A 22,165-nucleotide genomic window follows, 5' to 3' on the forward strand; every position below is an offset into this window, starting at 1 on the left:
ATTGAAAGGGTGCGGAGGTTCGATCTCCGCGCCCTTTCTCGTGGTCAGGCGAGCGCGGCGTCAGCACCCATTAGCTGTGGGAAAAAGCCTTCGTGCGCGGCACGAAGGTCTTCGATGCTGACCACGCAGTCGCGCTCGGGCCGTTCGAAGATCAGCCGGTTCTTGATCGTGCGGCCGAGCGGCTCGACGGTGACCCCGGCGACGTGAGCGGTGTTGAGGAACTCGATCAGCGCGCCGTCGGGCACCGTCACGACGTAAATTCCCTGGTCCTCGCCGAAGAAGCTGCGCGCACAACCGAATGGCTGGGGCTTGTCAATCATTGCGCCAATGCCACTCGCCAGTGCCATTTCGGCCAATGCAATCGCGATGCCGCCGTCCGAGACATCGTGGCAGGCCGAGACATGGCCATGCTCGATCGCGGCGCGGATGAAGTCGCCGGTGCGGCGCTCGGCATCTAGATCGACGGGCGGTGGCGGGCCTTCTTCCCGGTCATGAATTTCGCGTAGCCAAAGGGATTGACCGAGATGGCCGGTCCGCTCGCCGACGCAGAGGATCACGTCGCCGACGCCCTTGAAGCCGATCGTCATCGACTTGGTCCAGTCTTCGAGGAGACCAACCGCCCCGATCGCCGGCGTGGGCAGGATGGCGGAGCCGCCGCCCGTCGCCTTGCTCTCATTGTAGAGCGACACGTTGCCGGACACGATCGGCATGTCGAGCCTAGTGCAAGCTTCGGCCATGCCTTCTATGCAGCCGACGAACTGGCCCATGATCTCCGGCCGCTGCGGGTTGGCGAAGTTCATGCAGTCGGTGGCGGCGAGCGGGCGTGCGCCCACGGCCGTGAGATTCCGCCACGCTTCGGCAATGGCCTGTTTGCCACCCTCCACCGGGTCCGCGAAGCAATAGCGGGGCGTGCAGTCGGTGGTGATGGCGAGCGCCTTCTCCGTCCCGTGCACGCGCACGACCGCCGCGTCGCCGCCCGGGCGCTGGACGGTGTCCGCGCCGACCATGTGATCGTACTGCTCCCACACCCAGCGGCGCGAGGCGAGGTCGGGCGAGCCGATCAGCTTCAGCAGGTCGGCGGCGATGTCGATATTCTCGCCCGGAACGTTGGACAGCGGTGCAGGCTTCGGAGTCGGAACCCAGGGCCGGTCATAAGCCGGCGCATCGTCTCCGAGCGGGCCCAGCGGAATGTCCGCTGCCGTCTCGCCCTGCCACTTCAGCACCAGCTGGCCAGTGTCGGTGATCCGGCCAATGACCGCAAAGTCCAGTTCCCATTTGCGGAAGATCGCCTCGGCTTCCGCCTCGCGCCCGGGCTTCAGCACCATCAGCATGCGCTCCTGGCTTTCTGAGAGCATCATTTCATAGGGCGTCATGCCGGTCTCGCGGCAGGGCACGGCATCCATGTCGAGCTCGATCCCCACGCCGCCTTTCGACGCCATTTCGACCGAAGATGAAGTAAGGCCGGCGGCGCCCATGTCCTGGATGGCGACGATGGCGTCTGACGCCATCAGCTCCAGGCAGGCCTCGATCAGCAGCTTTTCGGTAAAGGGATCGCCGACCTGCACGGTCGGACGCTTCTCGTCCGAAGCATCGTCGAAATCGGCCGAAGCCATGGTCGCGCCATGAATGCCGTCGCGGCCGGTCTTGGATCCGACATAGACCACCGGATTGCCGATGCCGGCAGCGGCCGAATAGAAGATCTTGTCGGTCGCGGCGATGCCGACCGTCATGGCGTTGACCAGGATGTTGCCGTCATAGGCCGGGTGGAAGTTCACTTCGCCGCCGACGGTCGGCACGCCCACGCAATTGCCATAGCCGCCGATGCCGTGGACGACGCCAGCGATCAGGTGCCGCATCTTCGGATGGTCGGGCCGGCCAAAGCGCAGCGCGTTCATGTTGGCGATCGGGCGGGCGCCCATGGTGAACACGTCCCGCAGGATGCCGCCGACGCCGGTCGCCGCACCCTGATAGGGTTCGATGTAAGATGGATGGTTATGGCTCTCCATCTTGAAGATGGCGGCGAGCCCGTCGCCGATGTCGATCACGCCGGCATTCTCGCCCGGACCCTGAATTACCCACGGCGCCTTGGTCGGCAGCTTTTTCAAGTGGATGCGCGACGATTTGTAGGAGCAATGCTCCGACCACATGACCGAAAAGATGCCGAGTTCGGTAAGGTTCGGCTCGCGCCCCATCGCGTGCAGCACGCGCTCATATTCTTCCGGGGACAGGCCGTGTTCGGCAACGATTTCAGGCGTAATCTCGGACATGCCCCGCGCCCTAGCTTCACCGCGTCCGAACGCCAACCGCTCCAAAAATAGGGACAGTCCCTATTTTCAACTGCCACTTGTGCGCGCCGGCGCTGACGCGTAGAAAATAGGGACTGTCCCTGTTTTTCGAGCTGATATGCCGCGTGGCCAGAGGATCGTCGTTCCCGGACTTCCGCACCACGTCATTCAGCGCGGCAACCGGCAGCAGCGGATATTTCACGACGATGCCGATCGGCGCCTCTATGTGACGCTGCTGCGCGATGCGCTGAGGCGCTTTGAGACCACGTGCCTTGCCTGGTGTCTAATGGATAATCATGTGCATCTGATCCTGAGGCCCACCACGCCCGACGGGCTGCGCGCGCCGCTCGCGAGCGTGCATACGGCCTACTCGTTCAGGATCAACAAGCGGCTGGGCGAGTCGGGGCACCTCTTCCAAGGGCGCTTTGCCAGTTACCCGATGGATGACCGTCACCTGTTGGCGGCAGTGCGGTATGTCGAGAATAATCCCGTCAAGGCCGGAATGGCCGCCAATGCGGCAGATTGGCGCTGGTCGAGCGCCCGAGCGCACCTTGGCCTCACGAACGATGGCCTGACAGAGATCGGCGAGCTTGGCGGGCTTGCGTCGAACTGGAAAGCGTATCTCACCGACGGAGCCGAAGCTGCGGATCGGGATGATGCTATCGAAGCAGCGTTGCGCAGTGGACGGCCGATCGGAAATACGGCGATTGGAGGAACGAGTGAACAGAGCCTGCGGCGTCCGCGCGGTCGTCCCCGAAAAATAGGGACTGGTCCCTATTTTTTGAGGTCCGGAGGCCGTTAGTCAGGCGATCTGCAAACGCTGGGAGAGAAGGTCTTCGACGACGGACTTCGGGGCGGGGCGGCCGAACAGATAGCCTTGGCCTGCCGAGCAGCCATGCTGGCGCAGGAAGGCGGCCTGGCGTTCGGTCTCGATGCCTTCGGCCACAACCGTCTTGCCGAGACCCTGGCCCAGCTTGATGATGGCGGAGACGATGGCCGCGCTGTCGACGCCGGTGTCGGCGAACAGGTCCTGGATGAAGCTGCGGTCGATCTTCAGCGCATCGACCGGGATTTCACGCAAATGGGTGAGGGACGCGTAGCCCGTGCCGAAATCGTCGAGCGAGATGCCGAAGCCGGCCTGTTTGAGCTCGGTGATCAGGTCGTTGGCCATCGGCGCGGAGCGGCCGACGAACACGCCTTCGGTCACTTCGATGACCAGCCGGTCGCGGGGGATGCCGGCGCCATCCATATGGTCGACCAAGCGGGTGATAAAGTCGCGGTTGCGGAACTCGGCCGCCGAGGCGTTGATCGACATCTTGCCGAATTCGAGCCCCTGGTCGCGCCACTCGATCATGTCGGCGATGACCATGTCGAGCATCGCAATGCCGATCGCTTCGGCCACCTCGAAATCGTTGAACGCTTCGGAGATGGTGCCCGGCAGACAGATCTGGCCAGAGCGATCGCGGCGGCGGAGCAGCGCCTCGAAGCCGACGATTTGCCCCGTCTCCATCGAGACCTGGGGCTGGTAATAGGGGATGAGCCGCTTGTTCTCGACCGCCTCGCGGCCGATGTTGATCATGGCGACTCTGCGCTGCATCTTGCTGCGCATCGCCGGCTCGAAGCTCATGAAGCGGCCGCGCCCGGCATTCTTAGCTTCGTAGAGCGCGATGTCGGCATGTTTGAACAGCTCCGACGCGTTGGTCGCATGCAGCGGGAAGATGGCCGAGCCGGCGCTCGCCCGGCAGTCGAACTCGCGACCGCCGAGCCGCAGCGGCGTCTTGAGCGCGGTGAACAGATCTTCCACGAGCGTCTCGATCGTTTCGGGGCCTTCGATGTTCGGCAGCAGAATCGCGAATTCGTCGCCGCCCAGCCGCGCGACCGTCGCCTCCATCGTGATCGTCTCGCGCAGCACTTTGGCGAACTGGGTGAGGAGCCGGTCGCCTGCATGATGGCCGAGGATGTCGTTGACGTCCTTGAAATGGTCGAGGTCGAGCATGACGAGCCCCAAACGGCCCAGCCCGTCTGCGGCGCGGCCGGTGAGTTCGTCGAGGCGCTGGTTGAACAGGTTGCGGTTGGGCAGGCCGGTCAGTGTGTCGTGCTCGGCCGCCCAGCGCGTCTCGATTTCGGTCAGCACGATCTCGTGAATGTCTTCGGTATAGCCGTACCAGCGGACGATATTGCCTTCGTCGTCGCGCCGGGGAAAGGCGCGCGATCGCATCCAGCGATAGCTGCCGTCCGCCATCTTGAACCGGCAGCGCACGTCGTGCGGAGCGCCGTTCATCATCGCCGTGCCGACGGTCGCCTGCATTCGAGGCAGGTCTTCCGGGTGGAGCACATGCATCCAGCCGAGAAAGCCGAGCGCCTGGTCTTCGCTCAGCCCGACCATCTTCAGATAGCGTTCGGTGACGCGGGTGACACCCTTGTCATTGTCGGCCACCCAGGGAAGCTGGGGGTTGAGTTCCACCGTGTACCAGAGGTGCTCGACCGTGCGGTTCAGATCGGCGATCTCTTCGCGCTCTTCGGTGCGGTCGATCAGGGTCACGAAGAGCGCGGGGCTGCCATCATCCAGATGCGTGATGCTGAAGCCGGCATCGACGTGCAGCACCGCGCCGCCGGTCGTCTTCCCCTGGACGGCGATCGTCACCGGCGAGCCGCTCAGCGCCTGGCGCACTGCCCGGATTACCACCGGTCCCATTGCGCGATCGACCAGGCGGAGGAGGGAGCAGCCTTGAGTTCGCGCCTTGCACGCGAGCAGGGCAGTCGCCCGTGGGTCCGCGGTCACCGTGCCTTGTAACGAAGGGACGATGAGGGTTGCGAGACCGGCAAGCTCGAGCGCCTTTGCAGCGGCCTCCGGGCTGCACAGCGCCCTTGCGCCTGGCCGGCTTTTCCCGACCTCCCCCTGTCGCTTCGCTTCCCTCACAAGAGGGGGGATACCGGCGAAGGGTTAACGCGTTCTTACCTTCTCACCCCCTAGCGCGGAAACCCTCTGTTAACCTTCTTGAGGCATTGCTTTAAACCGTGAGTGCCGCCCTTCGCCATGCCGCCCCCAATGATCTGCCCGCGACCGCGCGGCTGCGCGCCGGGCTGCTCATCGCTCCCGATACGGAGTCGTTGGTGGAGCTGTTCGCCGGCGCGCTCGCTGAGCACGGCATCTCCGGCCATTTCTGCCTGGCTCGCTCGGGCGACGCGCTGGTCCCTGTGGCTGGCGACATGCCGAGCTTGATGACCAAGGCCGACTGCCTAAGCGTCGATCTCGACGCGAGCGTGTTGCCAGGTGCGCGCGTGCTGCTCGCCGGCCCGGGCCGGCCCCTCGATCGCGACCAGCTGGCGCGGGTTCGCGGCTATGCGCAGTTGTTCGCGGCGCGCGTGCTCGCGCTTCAGGAACTCGCTGATGACATTGAGACGGATTGCGGCCTCACCTTGCGCGAGCGCTTTGTGCTTGGGCGGCGACTGGCCGGCTTCGCGCCGGTTGATATCGCGGCGGAAGCGGAACTGACCGTCGCTACCGTTGCCGAAGCGATGGACAGTGCGATCGGGAAGCTCGGCGCGGCCAGTTTGGGCGAGGCGATCGCCCTTGCCGCACGGCGTGGCTGGCTAGCTGTGACGAATCTTGAGAACTGCTCTTCAAGTTCCCAAAAATTCACGTATAAGCTGACCCAGAACGGTTAACAGCCGTCGGGGCGGGGGTCGCTTACCATGCTGCACGTTGTCGCGAAGGACAATCGCGCGCTCTACGAGCGTGAGATCGAGGAATTCCATCGCCTGAGAAAAGCCGTCTTCGTCGACGAGCTCGGCTGGAAAATCCCTGTGCGGGATGGTCTCGAGATCGATCAGTATGACGACGATCGCGCCGTCTATGGCTTCTCCTTCGATGCCAACGACCAGTTGACGATGGCGTGCCGTTACCGCCCCACGGACGATCGCTCGCTGCTGATGGACGTGTTCAGCCACGCCCTTGCCCCCGGCACGCCCGATCCGACGGGCCCGGGCGTGTGGGAGATCACTCGCGGCATCTGCCTCGAAACGGGCGGGGCGCGCCACAATCAGCGCCGGCGCGCTTGCCAGATGATCACGCCGCTGGAACTGGCCCGCGCTGCTGGCGGGACCCGTTGCGTCGCCTTTGCCGAGGTGCGGCTCTTGCCGCTATTCATTCAGATGGGTTGGCGGGTGAAGCTGCTCGGCGATCCGATCGATTTCGGCGAGGGCACCGGAATCGCATTCGAGATCGATGCCAGCGACGTGGCGATCGCCAAGATCCGTCGGGACTTCGACCTGCCTGAACAGGGCTATATCAAGCTGATGCCTGACGCGGCCGATGATCGGTCCGTTCACGAGCGGGCCGCGGACCTGGCGCTGTCCTCTGCTCTCACCGCATCGCTGATGCCGCAAGAGCATGATTCGCGGGAAGTCGCGCAGAGCATCATGCGGACGGTGTCGAACCCTAAGCTCAACAAGCGCGCGTTCGAATATGTCCGCCGCAATCAGTTCGGAGTGGCGGCCGCGGGCAGCGCGGCCTGAAGCGGGCCGGCGCTGGCGCCGGCCCCTTATACAAGCCGCCTAGCGCGTGCAGCTCTGCGCAGCGCCGCCATTGACGGCGATCTGGATGGTCTTGCCGGTGCCGGAGACCGAGAAGCCGTTGCCGCCGGTCATCGTGCCGCCTTCGGGGCCGGCCTTGACCTGGGTGGGCGTGCCGTCCTTCGAGGTGCGCACGTTCGCGCTGGTCTTGTCGCCAAGGAAGTCGACATAGACCACCGAGTTGTCCTTGCAGCGATAGATACCGCTGTCAGTCACTGCCGGCGGTAGCTCGACCGGCGCCGCATTGGCGATCTGATTCGCCATCGGATCCGGATTCGTGTCGAGCACTTCTGGCTCGTTGGACTTGTTGCACGCGCCGAGGACCAGCAGCGCCGCAACGGCGGAAAGGGGAATGATCTTCGTCATAGGAGTCCGGTCTTCGCGGGCGCAGCAACATCGGTCAAGTGTGTCGTTATTCTGTCACATGACGTTCGCCTGTCCAGCGATGTCATTCGTGGAAAATCCGCTATTTGGCCGGGCAATCGACGAGCTGCCGCCAGCGCTCGAGCTTGCGTTCGTAGGGAATCGCATGCGCCGGGCTGCTGGAGGGAAGCACGAGGAAACGATAGCGATTCGCCAGCCGGCCGAGCGCCGAGGTTCCGATCCGGCCAGCGGTGCCGCCGTTGAAGGCGATAAGGCGCAGCGACGGCAGGCTCAGAACGAGGCTTTGCAGATCGTTGGCGGCGGGATTCTTGATGGCGGCGTCCAGGCTGCCCTGCCGCTCGGCATCGGCGACCACGTCCCATAGCCCGACGCCGCGCGACAGCAGGGCTTGGAGACGTTCCTGGTAGCTAAGCTCCGGCAACGGCAGCCCCGAGACGTCGCCCATCAAGCGCCAGAACTGATTGCGAGGATGGGCATAGTAGCGACGGGCGGCCAACGATGCGGCACCCGGCAGGCTGCCGAGCAGCAGCGTATGCGTGTGCGCGTCGACGACCGCGGGGAAGGAAGCATGACGCATCGGTGCCAATGATCGCTTCGCCGTGGCGAAGACAAGGCTGCTTGTTCGCGCCACCGCTGCCGCCTACCTGCTGGGCATGACCATATCCGACACGCTGGCGCTCATCGGCAACACGCCGCTCGTGCGCCTTAAAGGGCCGAGTGAGGCGACCGGCTGCGAAATCTATGGCAAGTGCGAATTCCTCAACCCGGGCGCCTCGGTGAAGGATCGGGCTGCGCTCGGCATCGTCGAGGATGCGGAGGAGCGGGGGCTGATTACCCCCGGCGGCACGATCGTCGAGGGCACGGCCGGCAACACCGGCATCGGCCTGGCGCTCGTGGCGAACGCCAAGGGCTATAAGACGATCATCGTCATGCCCGAGACGCAGAGCCGCGAGAAGATGGATACGCTGCGGGCGCTCGGCGCCGAACTGGTCCTCGTCGCGGCCGCGCCTTATTCCAGCCCCTGCCATTTCGTGCACACCTCCCGAAGGATCGCGGAAGAAACGCCGAATGCGCTGTGGGCAAACCAGTTCGACAATATCGCCAATCGCCGGGCGCATATCCGCTGGACCGCCGAAGAGATCTGGGCCCAGATGGAAGGGCGGATCGACGGCTTTACCTGCGCGGTCGGCACGGGCGGCACTTTGGCCGGTGTCGGGCTCGGGCTGAAAGCCAAGGATCCGGAGGTCACCATCGCGCTGACCGACCCGCATGGCGCCGCGCTCTACGAATATTTCGCCTGTGGCGAGCTTCGTTCGGAAGGGAACTCGGTGGCCGAAGGCATCGGCCAAGGGCGGATCACCGGCAATCTGGAGGGCGCCCCGATTGATACCCAGTTCCGCATCTCCGACGCGGAAGGGCTGGCTTATGTCCAGTCGCTGCTGAAGGAGGAGGGGCTGTGCCTCGGCCTGTCGTCCGGCGTCAACGTCGCGGGTGCCGTCGCGCTCGCGCGGCAGCTCGGGCCCGGTAAGAGGATCGTGACCATCCTGTGCGATACGGGCTTTCGCTACCTGTCTACCCTCTACAATCCGGAGTGGCTGGCGGCAAAAGGACTGGCGTCAAACGCCTGATTTTGCGTTCGGCGTTTTTGCAAGTTACAGTTGGCCGCAATGTCGGATGACAAACGCGCTGGCATGCAGAGAATCCGCGTCGGGCTGACCGGCCTGGGCGCGGTGCTGCTCATCGTCGCCATCTCTGCCGCTATTTTCGAAACCGCCAGCCACCAGCCTGGCAGCGGCACCAACACGACGCTCAATCAGTCGGAGCAGAGTGTGGCCAACATGGTATCCGCCAACGGCAGCGAGGCGCCGAGCGAACCACTGGCCGAAATCGGCGTTACGCCCGGTGCCCCGGCTAACAACGCCCAAGCCTCCAAATAGCCTGCCAGGGGCAAATTCCCGTGCTTTCCCGGCAACAGAACATGAACAGCAGCCGCTCTGCCGGCAGACCCCTGCGAGAACCGTGCTTCCCATGCTGTAGAACCCGTATTTTCCCGTAAAATCCCGTTGTTTCCCACGGCTGCCCGAGTTATGACACTTGGACAGGCGGGGCTAATCCCTTGATGCGATTCGTGACCGGGCGGCGCGTGGCAGACGCGCTTTTCGGAACGAGAGGTTTTGCGCCCCGTCCGAGAGGGTGTGCGTGGGCGAAAGAGAGGCCTTTAACGGATTTGCGATGACCGCGGTCGACGGCAAAGGCCGCGTCGCGATCCCCGCATCCATGCGCGCCGTGATCGAACGCAATGTCGAAGCCGGCGGCGGCGATCCCCGCACCGTCGTCATTTCGCTTCACCCCCAGGATCCGTGCCTGATCGCCTACGACCCCGCCTGGTTGAAGCGCAGCCACGAGCGCCTGGAGCGCCGCGAAGAAACGCTGGAAGCGCAGGGCGACGCGATCGACTTCAACGCCAAGCGCCGGGCGCTTGCGCTCACCGAAAGCGCCGGCTTCGACTCCAGCGGTCGCTTCGTGCTGCCCGACTTCTACGCCATGAAGGCGAAGCTGCTGCCCGGCACCGATGCGGTCTTTTCTGGCGCGGGCAATTTCTTCGAGATCTGGAACCCGGACGTGCTTCTCGCCGCCCAAGGCGTCGATCCGACGCTCAAGGAGTTGGTCGAGTTCACCCGGGCCAAGCGAGGCGCCAAGTGAGTGCCGCTCCGCATGTGCCGGTGCTGCTGAAGGAAGTCATCGACGCGCTCGCCATCGCCCCGGGCGAGCGCCACGTCGACGGCACCTTTGGCGCGGGCGGCTATTCGCGGGCGATGATCGAAAAGGGCGCGAAGGTTTTCGCGTTCGACCGCGACCCGGACGCCGTCGCGGCAGCGCTCGAACTTCCCGGCCTGACCGTCATCGAGCGGCGCTTCTCCGAGATGGAGGAGGCGCTTGCGGACGCCGGCGCGTTGCCGGTCGATGGCGTCACGCTCGATATCGGCGTGTCTTCTATGCAGTTTGATCAGGCCGAGCGCGGCTTTTCGGTGCAAGCCGACGGGCCGCTCGACATGCGGATGGAACAGGCGGGCGTCAGCGCTGCCGACTTCCTCAACGAAGCCGACGAGGCGGAAATCGCCGACGTGATCTTCCGCCTGGGCGAAGAACGCCGCTCACGCCGCATCGCCCGCGCGATCGTCGCCGCGCGTCCCCTCTCGCGCACGCTCGAACTCGCCTCGGTGGTCCGCAAGGCCGTCGGCTACATAGCGGGCAAGGACAAGGACCCTGCGGTTCAGGTGTTTCAGGCGGTCCGCATTCACCTGAACCGCGAGTTGGACGAGTTGCAGGGCGGTCTTGAAGCTGCCGAGCGCGTGCTCGCGCCGGGCGGCCGGCTGGCCGTGGTCACCTTCCACAGCCTCGAAGACCGGATCGTAAAGCAGTTTCTGCGCGACCGGAGCGGCGCGGCGCCGGCGGGTTCGCGGCACATGCCCGCGGCCAAAATGCGCCGGCCGAGCTTCGAAAGCGTCAGCAAGGCGGTGCGGCCAAGTGCCGCCGAGGTCGCGGCGAACCCGCGCGCCCGGTCGGCGACGCTGCGGGTGGCGAAAAGAACAGCGGCGGAAGCCTGGAGTAAGGGAGAGGCGGCATGATCGCACGGCGTTTGCGTCCGATCGGATGGGTGGCGGGAGTCGCGAGCGCGGCCCTGGCCTTTTACCTGGTGTCGCTGCAGGTCGCGTCTGAGCGCACCCACCTGGAAAGCGTCGAGCGCAAGATCGCGTTGACCCAGCGCCAGATCCGCCATTTGGAGACGGAGTTCAGTGCCCGCGCCAGCCTTCGCCAGCTGGAAGAGTATAATGACGAGGTGCTTGCGCTCGCGGCGCCGAAGGTCGACCAGTATCTGACCAGCGAAGTGCAGCTCGCTTCCTATGTGCCGGGCGAAGGCCTGCCGCAGCCGCAGGCGCCGCGCACCGCGCTGGCCAGTGCGCAGACCGCGCCTGCCGCTCCGGCGGCGGCTCCCGCGCGGCCGGTGCTTCGCCCGGCAGTTGTGCCGGATGCGCGCTCCGAAGGTGCTCCGGTCATCCCGGCCGTCAAGCGTTCGCCGATGATGCAGGCGGTCGCCATGATTGAGGAACTGCCTCAGCCCCGCACCATCCCGGCGCAGGTGAAAGTCGCCAAGCCGAAGCCGCAGAAGGTTGCGCTGCTGGACGACGGCGCCCTGACCGAGATCACGCGCAAGGCCGCCAAGGAGGCGAAGGTCAAGCCATGACGGCGATTGCGGTAGCCCGTCCCGCTCACTTTCGGCCCCTGCCAGAGCGTCGCTCCGGGGCGGCGCTTTCGCATGTCCGGCTGATGCTGCTGATGCTGCTGTTCATGGGCGCGACCGCCACGATCGCGCTGCGCATCGCCTATCTGTCGGTCTTTACGGGCACGAGCACCAACCGCGCTCATGCGGCGCTGATCGCGCGTGGCGACATCCTCGACCGCAACGGCATTCCGCTCGCCCAGACGATCGACGCGTGGTCGATCGGCATCCACCCGGAAAAGGTGATCGGCGACAAGCGCGAGCTGGCGCGCCAGCTCGCCGCCCTGATGCCGGAGAAGAGCGCGGACGATTATCTGCGCATCCTCAACTCCAAGCTGACCTTCACTTATCTGCGCCGCCGTGCGACCCCGGAGCTGGTCGCCGCGGTCAACCGGCTGGGCGAGCCGGGGATCGGTCTCGGCCGCGAGCCGGAGCGCATCTATCCGCAGGGCATGCTCGCCGCACATGTGCTCGGCTTTACCGATTTCAACGGCAATGGCGTTTCCGGCATGGAAAAAGTGCTGGAGCCGCAGCTGACCGGCAGCGCCCGTGCCGGCGGCGTGCAGCTTTCGATCGACAGCCGAGTGCAGCAGGCCCTCGAATCCGAGCTGCTGAACGCGATGCACAAGTTCAGCGCGATCGGCGCGGCGGCTGTAGTGATGGACATCAAGACCGGCGAAGTGATCGCGCTGACCTCTCTGCCCGAGCTCAATCCGAACAAGCCTGCCCAGCAAGGGCCGGACGCCGCCTTCAACCGAGCGACGCTCGGCGTTTACGAGCTTGGCTCGACCTTCAAGCCCTTCACCGTCGCGATGGCGATGGATGCCGGTGTCATCAAGAGCCTGGGGCAGATGTATAACTGCCCCAGCGCGCTCAAGGCCGGCCGCTTCTCGATCAGCGACACCCACCCGTTCAACCGCGCCTGCTCGGTCGCCGAGATCATGCAGGAATCGTCGAACATCGGCACGGCGCAGATCGCGGCGCAACTCGGCACCGAGCGCCAACGCGAGTTCCTGAAGCGCATGCATTTCATGGAGCGGGTGAAGATCGAGATTCCGGAGCGTGGCCGCCCGCTCAACCCTGGCGCGAACTGGGGCGACATTTCGACGATGACGGTCGGCTACGGCCACGGCATCGCCGTGTCGCCGCTCCACCTCGCGACCGGCTATGCGACCTTGTTCAATGGCGGCATTTGGCGTCCGGCGACCCTGCTGAAGCACGATGCACGCAACCCTGTCCCCGCGGGCGAGCGGGTCTTCTCGGCCGACACTTCCTACAAGATGCGCGCGCTGTTGCGGCTGGTCGTGACGCACGGCACGGGCAAGAAGGCCGACGCACCCGGCTTCCGCGTCGGCGGCAAGACCGGCACCGCCGAGAAGATCGTCGGCGGTCGCTATACGGGCGCGGCCGTAGTCACCACCTTTGCCGGCGTGTTCCCGATGGAAGCGCCGCGCTATGTGATCGTCGCCATGCTCGACGATCCCAAGGCGACCAAGGACACTTATGGCTTCCACACCGCTGGCTGGAACGTGGCGCCGGTCATCTCCGGCACGGTCAGCCGGATCGGCCCGATGCTTGGCGTCATGCCGGACCCGAACCGGGAGGCCAATCTGGGCGAGGTGCTGCCTTTCGTCCGCGCAAAGGACTAGTCGATGCGGCTGAGGGATCTGGCCGGCATCGATTCAGATACTGAGGTCACCGGCTTCGCGATCGACCACCGGAAGGTAGCGCCTGGCACGGTGTTCGGCGCGTTTCGCGGCAGCCGCTTCAACGGCGAGGACTTTATCGCGCAGGCGGTCGCGTCGGGCGCTGCCGCCATCGTGGCGAGCTCGACCGCGTGTGTCGAAGGCGCGCCGCACATCGCCGCCGACGACCCGCGCCGGGTGTTCGCCCGGCTGGCGGCCCGCTTCTTCGCGCCTTATCCTGCCACCACGGTGGCGGTCACCGGAACGAACGGCAAAACCTCCAGCGTCGAGCTGACGCGGCAGCTCTGGCGGCTCGCCGGCCACAATGCCGCGTCGATCGGCACGCTCGGCGTCACCACCGCGCACGATCAGGTGCTGACCGGCCTGACCACCCCCGACATCGTCACCTTCCTGTCCAATGTCGCCGGGCTGAGCCGCGAAGGGGTGACGCATCTCTCTTTCGAGGCATCCAGCCACGGCCTCGACCAGAAGCGCACGGAGGGGCTGCCGGTGCGCGCCGCGGCCTTCACCAACCTGAGCCGCGATCACCTCGACTATCACGGCGATATGCACAGCTATTTCGCGGCCAAGCTGCGGCTGTTCGAAGAAGTTGTGGATGAGGACGGCACGGCCGTTGTCTGGGCCGATGACGGCGCGCATTCGCAACGCGTCGTGGAGGTGTCCCGGGCCAGGGGATTGCGTGTGCTGACGGTCGGTGAAGGAGGCGAAGCGCTCAAACTGGTGAGCCGCACGCCCTCGCGCCTGGGCCAGCAGCTCGTGATCGAAGCCGAGGGCAAGAGCTACAAAGTCACCCTGCCGCTGATCGGCGCCTATCAGGCGGCGAATGCATGCGTTGCTGCGGGTCTGGCGATCGCAACGGGCGCCGACCCGGCCAAAACGCTCGAACATCTCGCCCGGGTGACGCCGGTGCGCGGCAGGCTCGAGCGAGCCGCGATCACCCGGGCCGGCGCGCCGATCTATGTCGATTATGCGCACACGCCGGATGCGATCGAAGCGGCCGCGGCGGCGTTGCGCCCGCACACCAAGGGGCGGCTGATCATCGTGTTCGGCGCGGGCGGCGACCGTGATCAGGGCAAGCGGCCGGAAATGGGCCGCGTCGCCTCGCAGGTAGCCGAGCTGGTGATCGTCACCGATGACAATCCGCGAAGCGAAGATGCCGCGCAAATCCGCCGCGACATCCTCGCCGGAGCGCCCGATGCCCGCGACGTGGCCGGCCGTCGCGACGCCATTGCGGAAGCGGTTGCGACGGCAGGCGCGGACGACGTCATCCTACTCGCCGGCAAGGGCCATGAACAAGGCCAGATCGTGGGCGACCGCGTGCTCCCCTTCGATGACGTGACCGTGGCGCGGGAGTGCGCGGCGTGACGCCGCTCTGGACTTCGGCAGACATCGCGCGGGCCGTTTCCGGCACTGCCTCGGCTTCATTCGAGGCGAACGGGGTTGCGTTCGACTCGCGCGAGGTCACGGTCGGGGACCTGTTCATAGCGCTGCCCGGCGAAAATACCGATGGCCACCGCTTCCTGCCCCAGGCGTTCACGCAAGGGGCGGCGGGAGCGGTCGTAAGCGAGCCGGTCGATCACCCGCACATCCTGGTCGCCGATACGCGCGCCGCACTCGAATCCCTTGGGGTCGCAGCCAGGGCAAGGACGTCCGCCACCGTGGTCGGAATCACGGGATCGGTGGGCAAGACGGGGACCAAGGAAGCGCTGTGGGCAGCATTCGACCGCATCGCGCCGGGCCGGGCGCATCGCTCGCTCAAGAGCTATAACAACCATACCGGCGTGCCGCTGAGCTTGTCCCGCATGCTGGCCGACACGCGTTTTGGCGTGTTCGAGATGGGCATGAACCATGCGGGGGAGATCGCGGCGCACACGCGCCTCGTCCGCCCGCACATCGCGGTGGTCACGACGATCGCACCCGCGCATATCGAGAATCTCGGCTCGATCGAGGCGATCGCTCGCGCCAAGGCGGAGATCTTCGAGGGCCTGGAGCCGGGCGGCACGGCCATAATCCCATACGACTCCCCGCAGCGCGACATCCTGGTCGAAGCTGCGCGCCGCCATGCCGGTCGCGTGCTCACCTTCGGCCTCAGCCGCGAGGCGGATGTCTGGGCGATGGATACGGTACCCTCGAAGGCGGGCGGCACGCTGATCACCGTCCAGCTTCCCGAAGCCAGCCTGACCATGACGATCGGGCAGCCGGGCGAGCATTGGGTGTCCAACGCTTTGGCGGTGATTGCGACGGTGGAGGCGGCGGGCGGCAATCTCGCGGTCGCCGGTCTCGCGCTTGCGGAACTGCCCGGCATGCCCGGGCGCGGCGCGCGCGTGGCGATCGGCGTGCCGGGCGGCGAAGCGCTGCTGATCGACGAAAGCTACAACGCCAATCCGGCCTCGATGCGGGCGACGCTGAAGGTGCTCGGCGAGCAATATGCGAACCGGCGGGTCGCCGTGCTGGGTGCGATGCGTGAGCTGGGCGGGCACGGACCGCGTTTCCACGCCGAACTGGCGGAGCCGCTGCTGTCGGCGGGCGTCGATTTTGCACTGCTCGTCGGCGAAGAGATGGCGCCGCTCGCCGAAGCGCTTGAGGGCAGGCTCGACTTCGCGCATGTGGCCGCCGCCGCGGACGCGCTGACTGCTCTCGACGGGCGGATCGGTGCCGGCGACGCGGTTCTCATCAAAGCGTCCAATTCCGTCGGATTGGGTCGGCTGGTCGCGCAGCTTGCCGCCGGCGCGCTCGCGGGGAAGGACTGACATGCTGTATCTGCTGGCCGAGCAGCTCGGCTTCCCCGGCGTCCTGAACCTGATCCGCTATCTGAGCTTCCGCGCGGGCGGGGCGGTAGCGACGGCCCTGTTCCTGGGGCTGATCATCGGCCCGAAGTTCATCGGCTGGCTGCGGGTCCGTCAAGGCAAGGGGCAGCCGATCCGCACGGACGGGCCGCAAAGCCATCTCGCCAAGCGCGGCACGCCGACCATGGGGGGGCTGATGATCCTGACGTCGCTTGCAGTCTCCGTGCTGCTGTGGATGGACCTGCGCAGCCCCTATGTCTGGGCGTGTCTGGCCGTGACGCTCGGCTTCGGCGCAATCGGCTTCCTCGACGATTGGGACAAGGTGCGGAAAGCCAGCCATGCCGGCCTGTCCGGCAAGGTGCGGCTGCTGCTGGAGTTCGTCATTGCCGGGATCGCTTCCTGGATCATCGTCCAGAACAACGGCGCGGACCTGTGGATTCCGTTCGTCGCCGAGCCGGTGGCGGACCTTGGCTGGTTCTACATCGCCTTCGCCGCCTTCACGATCGTCGCGTTCGGGAACTCGGTGAACCTGACCGACGGGCTGGACGGGCTCGCGACCATGCCGGTGATCATCGCCTCCGTCGCTTTCATGATCATCACCTATCTGGTCGGCAACGCAAAGTTCGCCGAGTATCTTGGCATTCCCCACGTACCGGGAGCCGGCGACCTCGCCATCTTCTGCGGTGCCATCGCCGGGGCGGGGCTAGCGTTCCTGTGGTTCAACGCGCCGCCGGCCGCGGTCTTCATGGGCGACACCGGCAGCCTGGCGCTCGGCGGCGCGTTGGGGACCATCGCGGTCGTGGCGCATCATGAGATCGTGCTCGGCATCATCGGCGGCTTGTTCGTGGTCGAGGCGCTCTCCGTTATCATCCAGGTTTTCTTCTACAAGCGTACCGGCAAGCGCGTGTTCAAGATGGCGCCGATCCACCATCATTTCGAACAGCTCGGCTGGAGCGAGCCGACTGTCGTCATCCGCTTCTGGATCATTGCCCTGGTGCTGGCGCTGGCCGGCCTGTCGACGTTGAAGGTCCGGTGATTACCTCGCGCGCCTGGGCGAGCAAGAAATACGCGGTGCTGGGCCTAGCGCGCAGCGGGGTGGCGACTGTGGATGCGCTGCTGGCGGCGGGCGCGCAGGTGTGGGCGTGGGATGGCTCCGAGCAGGCGCGCGAAAACCTCCGCTCGTCCCGAGCGAAGTCGAGGGGCGCTGGCCCAGAGTCCGGAGAAGCGCCCCTCGACTTCGCTCGGGACGAGCGGGAATTGGTGATCGCCGACCCGCTCACCCTGGACCTCACCGGCTTCGAAGCGGTCGTCGTCTCCCCTGGCGTCCCGATCAACCGCCACCCGATCACCGCGCATGCGGCCAAATGTGGCGTGCCATTGATCGGCGACATCGAACTCTTCTCCCAGGCTCGCGCCGAGCTGCCGCCGCACAAGGTGGTCGGCATCACCGGCACCAACGGCAAGTCGACCACCACCGCGCTCGTCCACCACATCCTGAAGACCGCAGGCGTTCCGACGCTGATGGGCGGCAATATCGGCCTGCCGATCCTCGCCCAGGAGCCGCTGCCGGAGGGCGGCGTCTATGTGCTGGAACTGTCCAGCTACCAGATCGACTTGACCCACAGCCTCGACTGTGACGTCGCGGTGCTCCTGAACATCACGCCGGATCATCTGGACCGGTATGAGAGCTTCGACGCCTATGCGGCGTCGAAGATGCGATTGCTGAAGATGCAATCAGAGGGTGCCATATCGCTCGTCGACATGGCGACGGGCGTGCAGTGGGGCTTCGAAGGCTCACTGCGGAGCGACCTTCAGTACTTCGGGACTGACTTCGTCGTGCAGGGACAGGAGCGGTGGCCAAGTTTGCAAGGGCCACACAACTTGCTCAATGCTGAAGCGGCGATTGATACCTGCGACTGGCTCGATCTAGACTACGATACCATCTACCGCGGCCTCAGAAGTTTCACGGGCCTTCCGCATCGCATGGAGCGGGTGGCCGAGCGCTCCGGCGTGTTGTTCGTGAATGACAGCAAGGCGACGAACCCCACGTCCTCCGCGCCGGCGCTTGCCGCCTACCCTAATGTGCGGTGGATTTTGGGCGGCCTCGCCAAGACGGACGAGCTCGACGCCTGCGCGCCGCATTTTTCGCATGTGCGCTCGGCCTACACGATCGGTGAAGCAGGGGCATTGTTCGCGCGCATCCTTTCGCCGCACATGCCGGTGGCCGAGTGTGGCGTGCTCGACGAGGCGGTCCGGCGTGCGGCCAATGATGCCGAGCCGGGCGACACGGTGCTGCTGTCGCCGGCCTGCGCCTCGTTCGATCAGTTCAGGGATTATGAGGCGCGGGGCGAAGCCTTCCGCGCCGCCGTGGGGGCACTCAAATGACCGACACCGCCGCGATCCGCCGCAAGAAACAGGTGCAGAAATTCGGCCGCGCCGATCGCAGCCCCCTGGGCCTGTGGTTTTGGGAGATCGACCGTGTCCTGCTCATGCTGATCACCGTGCTGATCTCGATCGGGCTGGTCGCGGTCGCCGCCGCCAGTCCCTCGGCGGCGCATCGTTATTCCGGCGGCGATGTCAGCTTCGCGCCGCTGCACTATTTCTGGCGCCAGCTGTTCTGGGTGGCGCTCAGCATTCCGGTGATGCTCGGCATTTCGATGCTGCCCAAGATTATGGTGCGCCGTTTTGCGCTCGCGGGCGCGGCCTTCATGACGGTGATGCTCGCCGCCGTGCCGCTGATCGGGATGGAGAAGAACGGCGCCATGCGCTGGATCAGCCTGGGCTTTACCCAGTTCCAGCCGTCCGAGTTTCTGAAGCCGCTGTTCGTCGTCGCGCTCGCCTGGCTGCTGTCGCTTAAGCAGCAGGACAAGACGCTGCCGGTTGTGCCGCTGTCGGGCGCGCTGGTCGGCATTATCGCCATCCTGCTGATGAAGCAGCCGGACTTCGGCCAGACCGTGATCTTCGGCGCGATGTGGATGGCGCTGCTTCTGCTGTCGGGCGTGTCGGCCCGGATCGTCGGTTCGCTCGTCGGCGCCGGATTCGGGCTGATCGTTGCCGCCTATCTTTTCTATCCCGTGGCCACGAGCCGCATCAACAACTTCATCTATGGCGAGGGCGACACCTATCAGGTCGACAAGGCGCACGCGACGATCACCAACGGCGGCATCTTCGGCACGGGCCCTGGCGGCGGCACCGCCAAGTTCCACCTGCCGGAAGCACACACCGATTATATCTATTCAGTGATCGGCGAGGAGTTCGGCCTGGTCGCCTGTCTTGCGATCGCCTTGATCTTTCTCGCGATCGTCGTGCGCGTGTTCCTGAAGCTCCTCGACGAGGAAGACCCGTTCACGATGCTCGCCGCTGCGGGGCTCACCACGCAAATTGGCGTGCAGGCGCTGATCAACATGGCGGTCAATCTGCAGCTTGCTCCGTCCAAGGGCATGACCCTGCCGCTGATCAGCTATGGCGGCTCATCGATGATCGCGCTAGCGATCGGCCTCGGCCTGCTGCTCGCCTTTACCCGGCGCAATCCGTACCTCAATCGCTCTCCCTATGTGGTAAAATGGGGCGGGCAGAGATGAGCCATTTTGTCCTCGCGGCCGGTGGCACCGGCGGGCACATGATGCCCGCCCATGCGCTTGCCGAGGAACTGACCCGGCGCGGCCATAGCGTAGCGCTGGTCTCGGACGAGCGCGGCATGCGCTTTCCGGGGCTGTTCGAGCGGATCGAGACCCACGTCCTGCCAGCGGGGCGGCTGGGTGGCGGGCCTCTCGGGTATCTTCGCGCCGCACAGTCGATCTGGGCCGGACGGTCCGAGGCGCTGCGGCTGTTCGGCGAGAGCCGGCCGGCTGCCGTGATGGGCTTTGGCGGCTATCCGGCGCTGCCTTCGCTGCTGGCTGCGTCGAGCGCCAGGATCCCGACCGCGGTGCACGAGCAGAACGCCGTGCTCGGCCGCGTCAACCGGCTGGTCGCCGGGCGGGTCGATGCGGTGGCGACTGCCTATCCCGACATCCAGCGCCTGCCCCGCCGCGCCGCGGCCAAGGTGCGGCTGGTCGGCAATCCGGTGCGTGAGGAAGTGTTGGCGCTCCGCGACAAACCCTATCCGCCGCTCGACGCGGATGGCGTGTTCCGCGTGCTGGTCACCGGCGGAAGCCAGGGCGCGACGGTGCTGTCGGACGTGGTGCCGGAAGGGCTCGGCATGCTGCCCCCGGTGTTCCGTGCGCGGCTGCAGGTGACGCATCAAGCCCGGGCCGAGGATATCGAGCGGGTCCGCGCCCGATATGCGGAGCAGGGCATTCCAGCCGAACTCGCCACCTATCTGCCCGACCTGCCGGAGCGGCTCGGCATGGCGCATCTGGTGATCGCTCGGTCCGGAGCCTCGACCGTTGCCGAACTTGCCGCTGCCGGGCGCCCGGCCATCCTCGTGCCCTTCGCGGCGGCGACCGACGATCACCAGACCTACAATGCCAGGGAGTTGGTCGCGGCGGGCGGTGCTCGCGCCATTCCTCAGTCGCAGTTCACGCCGGTCGAACTCGCCAAGCAGATGCAGAAACTGGGCCTCGAGCCCGAAGCTCTTGCCAACGCTGCGCGCCGAGCGAAGTCGTGCGGCCGCCCCGATGCAGTTCGCGACCTGGCCGACCTGATCGAGGAAATCGGCGCATGAGGGGCGTCGGCACCGATATTGGAACGATCCATTTCGTCGGCATCGGCGGGATCGGCATGTCCGGCATCGCCGAGGTGATGCACAATCTCGGCTATTCGGTGCAGGGCTCCGATGTGGCCGAGGGCTATGCCGTCGAGGGCCTGCGCACGCGCGGCATCAAGGTGATGATCGGCCATGACGCCGCCAATGTGGACGGCGCGGCCGTGGTGGTGGTCTCGACCGCGATCAAGCGTGAGAACCCCGAAGTCGCCTATGCCTATGAGCATCGCATTCCCGTCGTACGCCGGGCGGAGATGCTGGCCGAGCTGATGCGCCTGAAGTCGACCGTTGCGGTCGCCGGCACGCATGGCAAGACGACGACGACCTCGATGATCGCCGCGCTGCTCGACGCCGGCGGCATCGACGCGACCGTGATCAACGGCGGCATCATCAACAGCTATGGTTCGAACGCCCGTCTGGGCGCGTCGGACTGGATGGTGGTGGAGGCGGACGAGAGCGACGGCAGTTTTCTGCGGCTGGACGGCACGGTGGCGGTCGTCACCAACATCGATCCCGAGCATCTCGACCATTATGGCTCGTTCGAGAAGGCGAAAGCCGCTTACCTCGAGTTCGTGCACAACGTGCCCTTCTACGGCGCGGCGGTGATGTGCCTGGATCATCCGGAAGTGCAGAACATCCTGCCGCTGATCCGAGACCGGCGCGTCGTCACCTACGGCTTCTCCGCCCAGGCCGATGTGCGCGCAACCTATGTGGCGCCCGAAAGCGGCGGCAACTGCTTTCATGTCGCCGTTCGTGGCCGGGACGGCGAAGTGCGCGCGATCGAGGATGTGCGGCTGCCGATGCCCGGCAAGCACAATGTCCAGAATGCGCTTGCGGCGATTGCGGTTGCGGTCGAGCTGGGCGTGGCGGACGACGCGATCCGCACCGGCTTCGCGAAGTTCGGCGGGGTCAAGCGCCGGTTCACCAAAGTCGGCGAAGTGAACTGCGTCACGGTCATCGACGATTATGGTCATCACCCGGTCGAGATCCGGGCGGTGCTGGCGGCCGCGCGCGAGGCGACGCGGGGGCGGGTGATCGCCGTCTGCCAGCCGCACCGCTACACTCGGCTCGCGGGGCTGCTGACCGAGTTCGAGACGGCCTTTAACGATGCCGACATCGTCTATGTGACGCCCGTCTATGCCGCCGGCGAAACGCCGATCGAAGGCGTGGACGCAGCCGCCTTGGTGCAGGGCCTGAAAGAGCGCGGCCACCGCGCGGCGGCCGAGATCGCCGATGCCGGAGCGTTGGCGCGCGAGCTGGCGAGCGTGGCACAGCCGGGCGATCTGGTCGTGTGCCTGGGCGCGGGCGACATCACCAAATGGGCAGCCGGTCTGGCCGACGCGATGCGGGAGGCGTGCCAATGACTCCCACCCCGCTCGTCCCGAGCGAAGTCGAGGGGCGCATGTCCCAACCTTCCGCGGCGCGCCCCTCGACTTCGCTCGGGA

20 protein-coding genes are annotated in these 22,165 nt (G+C 65.9%); 16 read left to right on the forward strand and 4 right to left on the reverse strand.

The window, feature by feature from the left end; all coding sequences use genetic code 11:
* Positions 1-44 precede the first annotated feature (44 nt).
* Positions 45-2,267, reverse strand: coding sequence for a phosphoribosylformylglycinamidine synthase subunit PurL (gene purL / locus VGT77_RS08585; RefSeq protein ID WP_327461518.1), 2,223 nt, complete (start codon positions 2,265-2,267; stop codon positions 45-47).
* A gap of 136 nt (positions 2,268-2,403) precedes the next feature.
* On the opposite strand from purL, the gene VGT77_RS08590 reads away from it, so the two are divergent.
* Complete coding sequence (locus tag VGT77_RS08590) at positions 2,404-3,087, forward strand: transposase (protein WP_327461520.1); 684 nt, start codon at positions 2,404-2,406, stop codon at positions 3,085-3,087.
* Here the strand turns inward: VGT77_RS08590 and VGT77_RS08595 are convergent, their stop codons facing one another.
* A complete protein-coding gene (locus tag VGT77_RS08595) occupies positions 3,088-5,067 on the reverse strand; it encodes a putative bifunctional diguanylate cyclase/phosphodiesterase (protein WP_327461522.1) in 1,980 nt (659 codons plus the stop codon).
* A gap of 236 nt (positions 5,068-5,303) precedes the next feature.
* Between VGT77_RS08595 and VGT77_RS08600 the strand changes: the two genes are divergently transcribed.
* A complete protein-coding gene (locus VGT77_RS08600) occupies positions 5,304-5,954 on the forward strand; it encodes a helix-turn-helix transcriptional regulator (RefSeq protein WP_327461524.1) in 651 nt (216 codons plus the stop codon).
* Positions 5,955-5,981: 27 nt separating this feature from the next.
* The gene (locus VGT77_RS08605; protein ID WP_327461526.1) at positions 5,982-6,803 is read left to right on the forward strand and encodes an acyl-homoserine-lactone synthase; all 822 of its coding nucleotides are present in this window, start codon (positions 5,982-5,984) and stop codon (positions 6,801-6,803) included.
* A gap of 39 nt (positions 6,804-6,842) precedes the next feature.
* On the opposite strand, the gene VGT77_RS08610 is transcribed toward VGT77_RS08605, so the two are convergent.
* Together VGT77_RS08610 and VGT77_RS08615 are read right to left on the reverse strand one after the other, a co-directional pair.
* Entirely contained in the window at positions 6,843-7,226 is a 384-nt protein-coding gene (locus VGT77_RS08610; RefSeq protein ID WP_327461528.1) for a hypothetical protein, read from the reverse strand.
* Between the two features lie 100 nt (positions 7,227-7,326).
* The gene (locus tag VGT77_RS08615; RefSeq protein WP_327461530.1) at positions 7,327-7,821 is read right to left on the reverse strand and encodes a DNA-deoxyinosine glycosylase; all 495 of its coding nucleotides are present in this window, start codon (positions 7,819-7,821) and stop codon (positions 7,327-7,329) included.
* A gap of 76 nt (positions 7,822-7,897) precedes the next feature.
* Here VGT77_RS08615 and VGT77_RS08620 point away from each other — a divergent pair, with 76 nt between their 5' ends.
* From VGT77_RS08620 to murC, 13 genes are all read left to right on the forward strand, one after another.
* On the forward strand, positions 7,898-8,872 hold the full coding sequence (locus tag VGT77_RS08620; protein WP_327461587.1) for a cysteine synthase A: 975 nt from the start codon (positions 7,898-7,900) through the stop codon (positions 8,870-8,872).
* Positions 8,873-8,935: 63 nt separating this feature from the next.
* Positions 8,936-9,181 (forward strand): hypothetical protein, encoded by a 246-nt coding sequence (locus VGT77_RS08625; protein WP_327461532.1) that lies wholly within the window; start codon positions 8,936-8,938, stop codon positions 9,179-9,181.
* A gap of 295 nt (positions 9,182-9,476) precedes the next feature.
* Positions 9,477-9,947, forward strand: coding sequence for a division/cell wall cluster transcriptional repressor MraZ (locus tag VGT77_RS08630; protein ID WP_327461533.1), 471 nt, complete (start codon positions 9,477-9,479; stop codon positions 9,945-9,947).
* Positions 9,944-10,873, forward strand: coding sequence for a 16S rRNA (cytosine(1402)-N(4))-methyltransferase RsmH (gene rsmH / locus VGT77_RS08635; protein WP_327461535.1), 930 nt, complete (start codon positions 9,944-9,946; stop codon positions 10,871-10,873). The genes VGT77_RS08630 and rsmH overlap by 4 nt, the downstream gene beginning before the upstream one ends.
* The gene (locus VGT77_RS08640) at positions 10,870-11,490 is read left to right on the forward strand and encodes a hypothetical protein (RefSeq protein WP_327461537.1); all 621 of its coding nucleotides are present in this window, start codon (positions 10,870-10,872) and stop codon (positions 11,488-11,490) included. Before rsmH ends, VGT77_RS08640 begins: the two co-directional genes overlap by 4 nt.
* An 83-nt stretch (positions 11,491-11,573) precedes the next feature.
* Positions 11,574-13,175: a penicillin-binding protein 2 gene (locus tag VGT77_RS08645; RefSeq protein ID WP_327461539.1), complete on the forward strand. Its 1,602-nt coding sequence runs from the start codon at positions 11,574-11,576 to the stop codon at positions 13,173-13,175.
* A 3-nt stretch (positions 13,176-13,178) separates the two neighbouring features.
* A complete protein-coding gene (locus tag VGT77_RS08650) occupies positions 13,179-14,597 on the forward strand; it encodes a UDP-N-acetylmuramoyl-L-alanyl-D-glutamate--2,6-diaminopimelate ligase (RefSeq protein WP_327461541.1) in 1,419 nt (472 codons plus the stop codon).
* Positions 14,594-15,982, forward strand: a complete 1,389-nt coding sequence (locus VGT77_RS08655; protein ID WP_327461543.1) for a UDP-N-acetylmuramoyl-tripeptide--D-alanyl-D-alanine ligase — start codon at positions 14,594-14,596, stop codon at positions 15,980-15,982. The genes VGT77_RS08650 and VGT77_RS08655 overlap by 4 nt, the downstream gene beginning before the upstream one ends.
* 1 nt (position 15,983) lies before the next feature.
* Complete coding sequence (gene mraY, locus VGT77_RS08660; protein ID WP_327461545.1) at positions 15,984-17,054, forward strand: phospho-N-acetylmuramoyl-pentapeptide-transferase; 1,071 nt, start codon at positions 15,984-15,986, stop codon at positions 17,052-17,054.
* Positions 17,051-18,403, forward strand: a complete 1,353-nt coding sequence (murD, locus tag VGT77_RS08665; RefSeq protein WP_327461547.1) for a UDP-N-acetylmuramoyl-L-alanine--D-glutamate ligase — start codon at positions 17,051-17,053, stop codon at positions 18,401-18,403. Before mraY ends, murD begins: the two co-directional genes overlap by 4 nt.
* The gene (locus tag VGT77_RS08670; RefSeq protein ID WP_327461549.1) at positions 18,400-19,599 is read left to right on the forward strand and encodes a putative peptidoglycan glycosyltransferase FtsW; all 1,200 of its coding nucleotides are present in this window, start codon (positions 18,400-18,402) and stop codon (positions 19,597-19,599) included. Before murD ends, VGT77_RS08670 begins: the two co-directional genes overlap by 4 nt.
* Positions 19,596-20,681: an undecaprenyldiphospho-muramoylpentapeptide beta-N-acetylglucosaminyltransferase gene (murG, locus tag VGT77_RS08675; RefSeq protein WP_327461551.1), complete on the forward strand. Its 1,086-nt coding sequence runs from the start codon at positions 19,596-19,598 to the stop codon at positions 20,679-20,681. Before VGT77_RS08670 ends, murG begins: the two co-directional genes overlap by 4 nt.
* Complete coding sequence (gene murC, locus VGT77_RS08680) at positions 20,678-22,084, forward strand: UDP-N-acetylmuramate--L-alanine ligase (RefSeq protein WP_327461553.1); 1,407 nt, start codon at positions 20,678-20,680, stop codon at positions 22,082-22,084. Before murG ends, murC begins: the two co-directional genes overlap by 4 nt.
* The last annotated feature ends 81 nt before the right edge of the window (positions 22,085-22,165 follow it).

Source organism: Sphingomonas sp., assembly GCF_035944535.1.
Taxonomy (GTDB): Bacteria; Pseudomonadota; Alphaproteobacteria; order Sphingomonadales; family Sphingomonadaceae; genus Sphingomonas_B.

Bases quoted from the DNA above. Each gene is read 5' to 3' on its own strand.
- purL (WP_327461518.1), bottom strand. From the start codon at position 2,267: ATGTCCGAGATTACGCCTGAAATCGTTGCCGAACACGGCCTGTCCCCG.
- VGT77_RS08590 (WP_327461520.1), top strand. From the start codon at position 2,404: ATGCCGCGTGGCCAGAGGATCGTCGTTCCCGGACTTCCGCACCACGTC.
- VGT77_RS08605 (WP_327461526.1), top strand. From the start codon at position 5,982: ATGCTGCACGTTGTCGCGAAGGACAATCGCGCGCTCTACGAGCGTGAG.
- VGT77_RS08610 (WP_327461528.1), bottom strand. From the start codon at position 7,226: ATGACGAAGATCATTCCCCTTTCCGCCGTTGCGGCGCTGCTGGTCCTC.
- VGT77_RS08615 (WP_327461530.1), bottom strand. From the start codon at position 7,821: ATGCGTCATGCTTCCTTCCCCGCGGTCGTCGACGCGCACACGCATACG.
- VGT77_RS08620 (WP_327461587.1), top strand. From the start codon at position 7,898: ATGACCATATCCGACACGCTGGCGCTCATCGGCAACACGCCGCTCGTG.
- VGT77_RS08625 (WP_327461532.1), top strand. From the start codon at position 8,936: ATGCAGAGAATCCGCGTCGGGCTGACCGGCCTGGGCGCGGTGCTGCTC.
- VGT77_RS08630 (WP_327461533.1), top strand. From the start codon at position 9,477: ATGACCGCGGTCGACGGCAAAGGCCGCGTCGCGATCCCCGCATCCATG.
- VGT77_RS08640 (WP_327461537.1), top strand. From the start codon at position 10,870: ATGATCGCACGGCGTTTGCGTCCGATCGGATGGGTGGCGGGAGTCGCG.
- VGT77_RS08645 (WP_327461539.1), top strand. From the start codon at position 11,574: ATGCTGCTGATGCTGCTGTTCATGGGCGCGACCGCCACGATCGCGCTG.
- VGT77_RS08650 (WP_327461541.1), top strand. From the start codon at position 13,179: ATGCGGCTGAGGGATCTGGCCGGCATCGATTCAGATACTGAGGTCACC.
- mraY (WP_327461545.1), top strand. From the start codon at position 15,984: ATGCTGTATCTGCTGGCCGAGCAGCTCGGCTTCCCCGGCGTCCTGAAC.
- VGT77_RS08670 (WP_327461549.1), top strand. From the start codon at position 18,400: ATGACCGACACCGCCGCGATCCGCCGCAAGAAACAGGTGCAGAAATTC.
- murG (WP_327461551.1), top strand. From the start codon at position 19,596: ATGAGCCATTTTGTCCTCGCGGCCGGTGGCACCGGCGGGCACATGATG.
- murC (WP_327461553.1), top strand. From the start codon at position 20,678: ATGAGGGGCGTCGGCACCGATATTGGAACGATCCATTTCGTCGGCATC.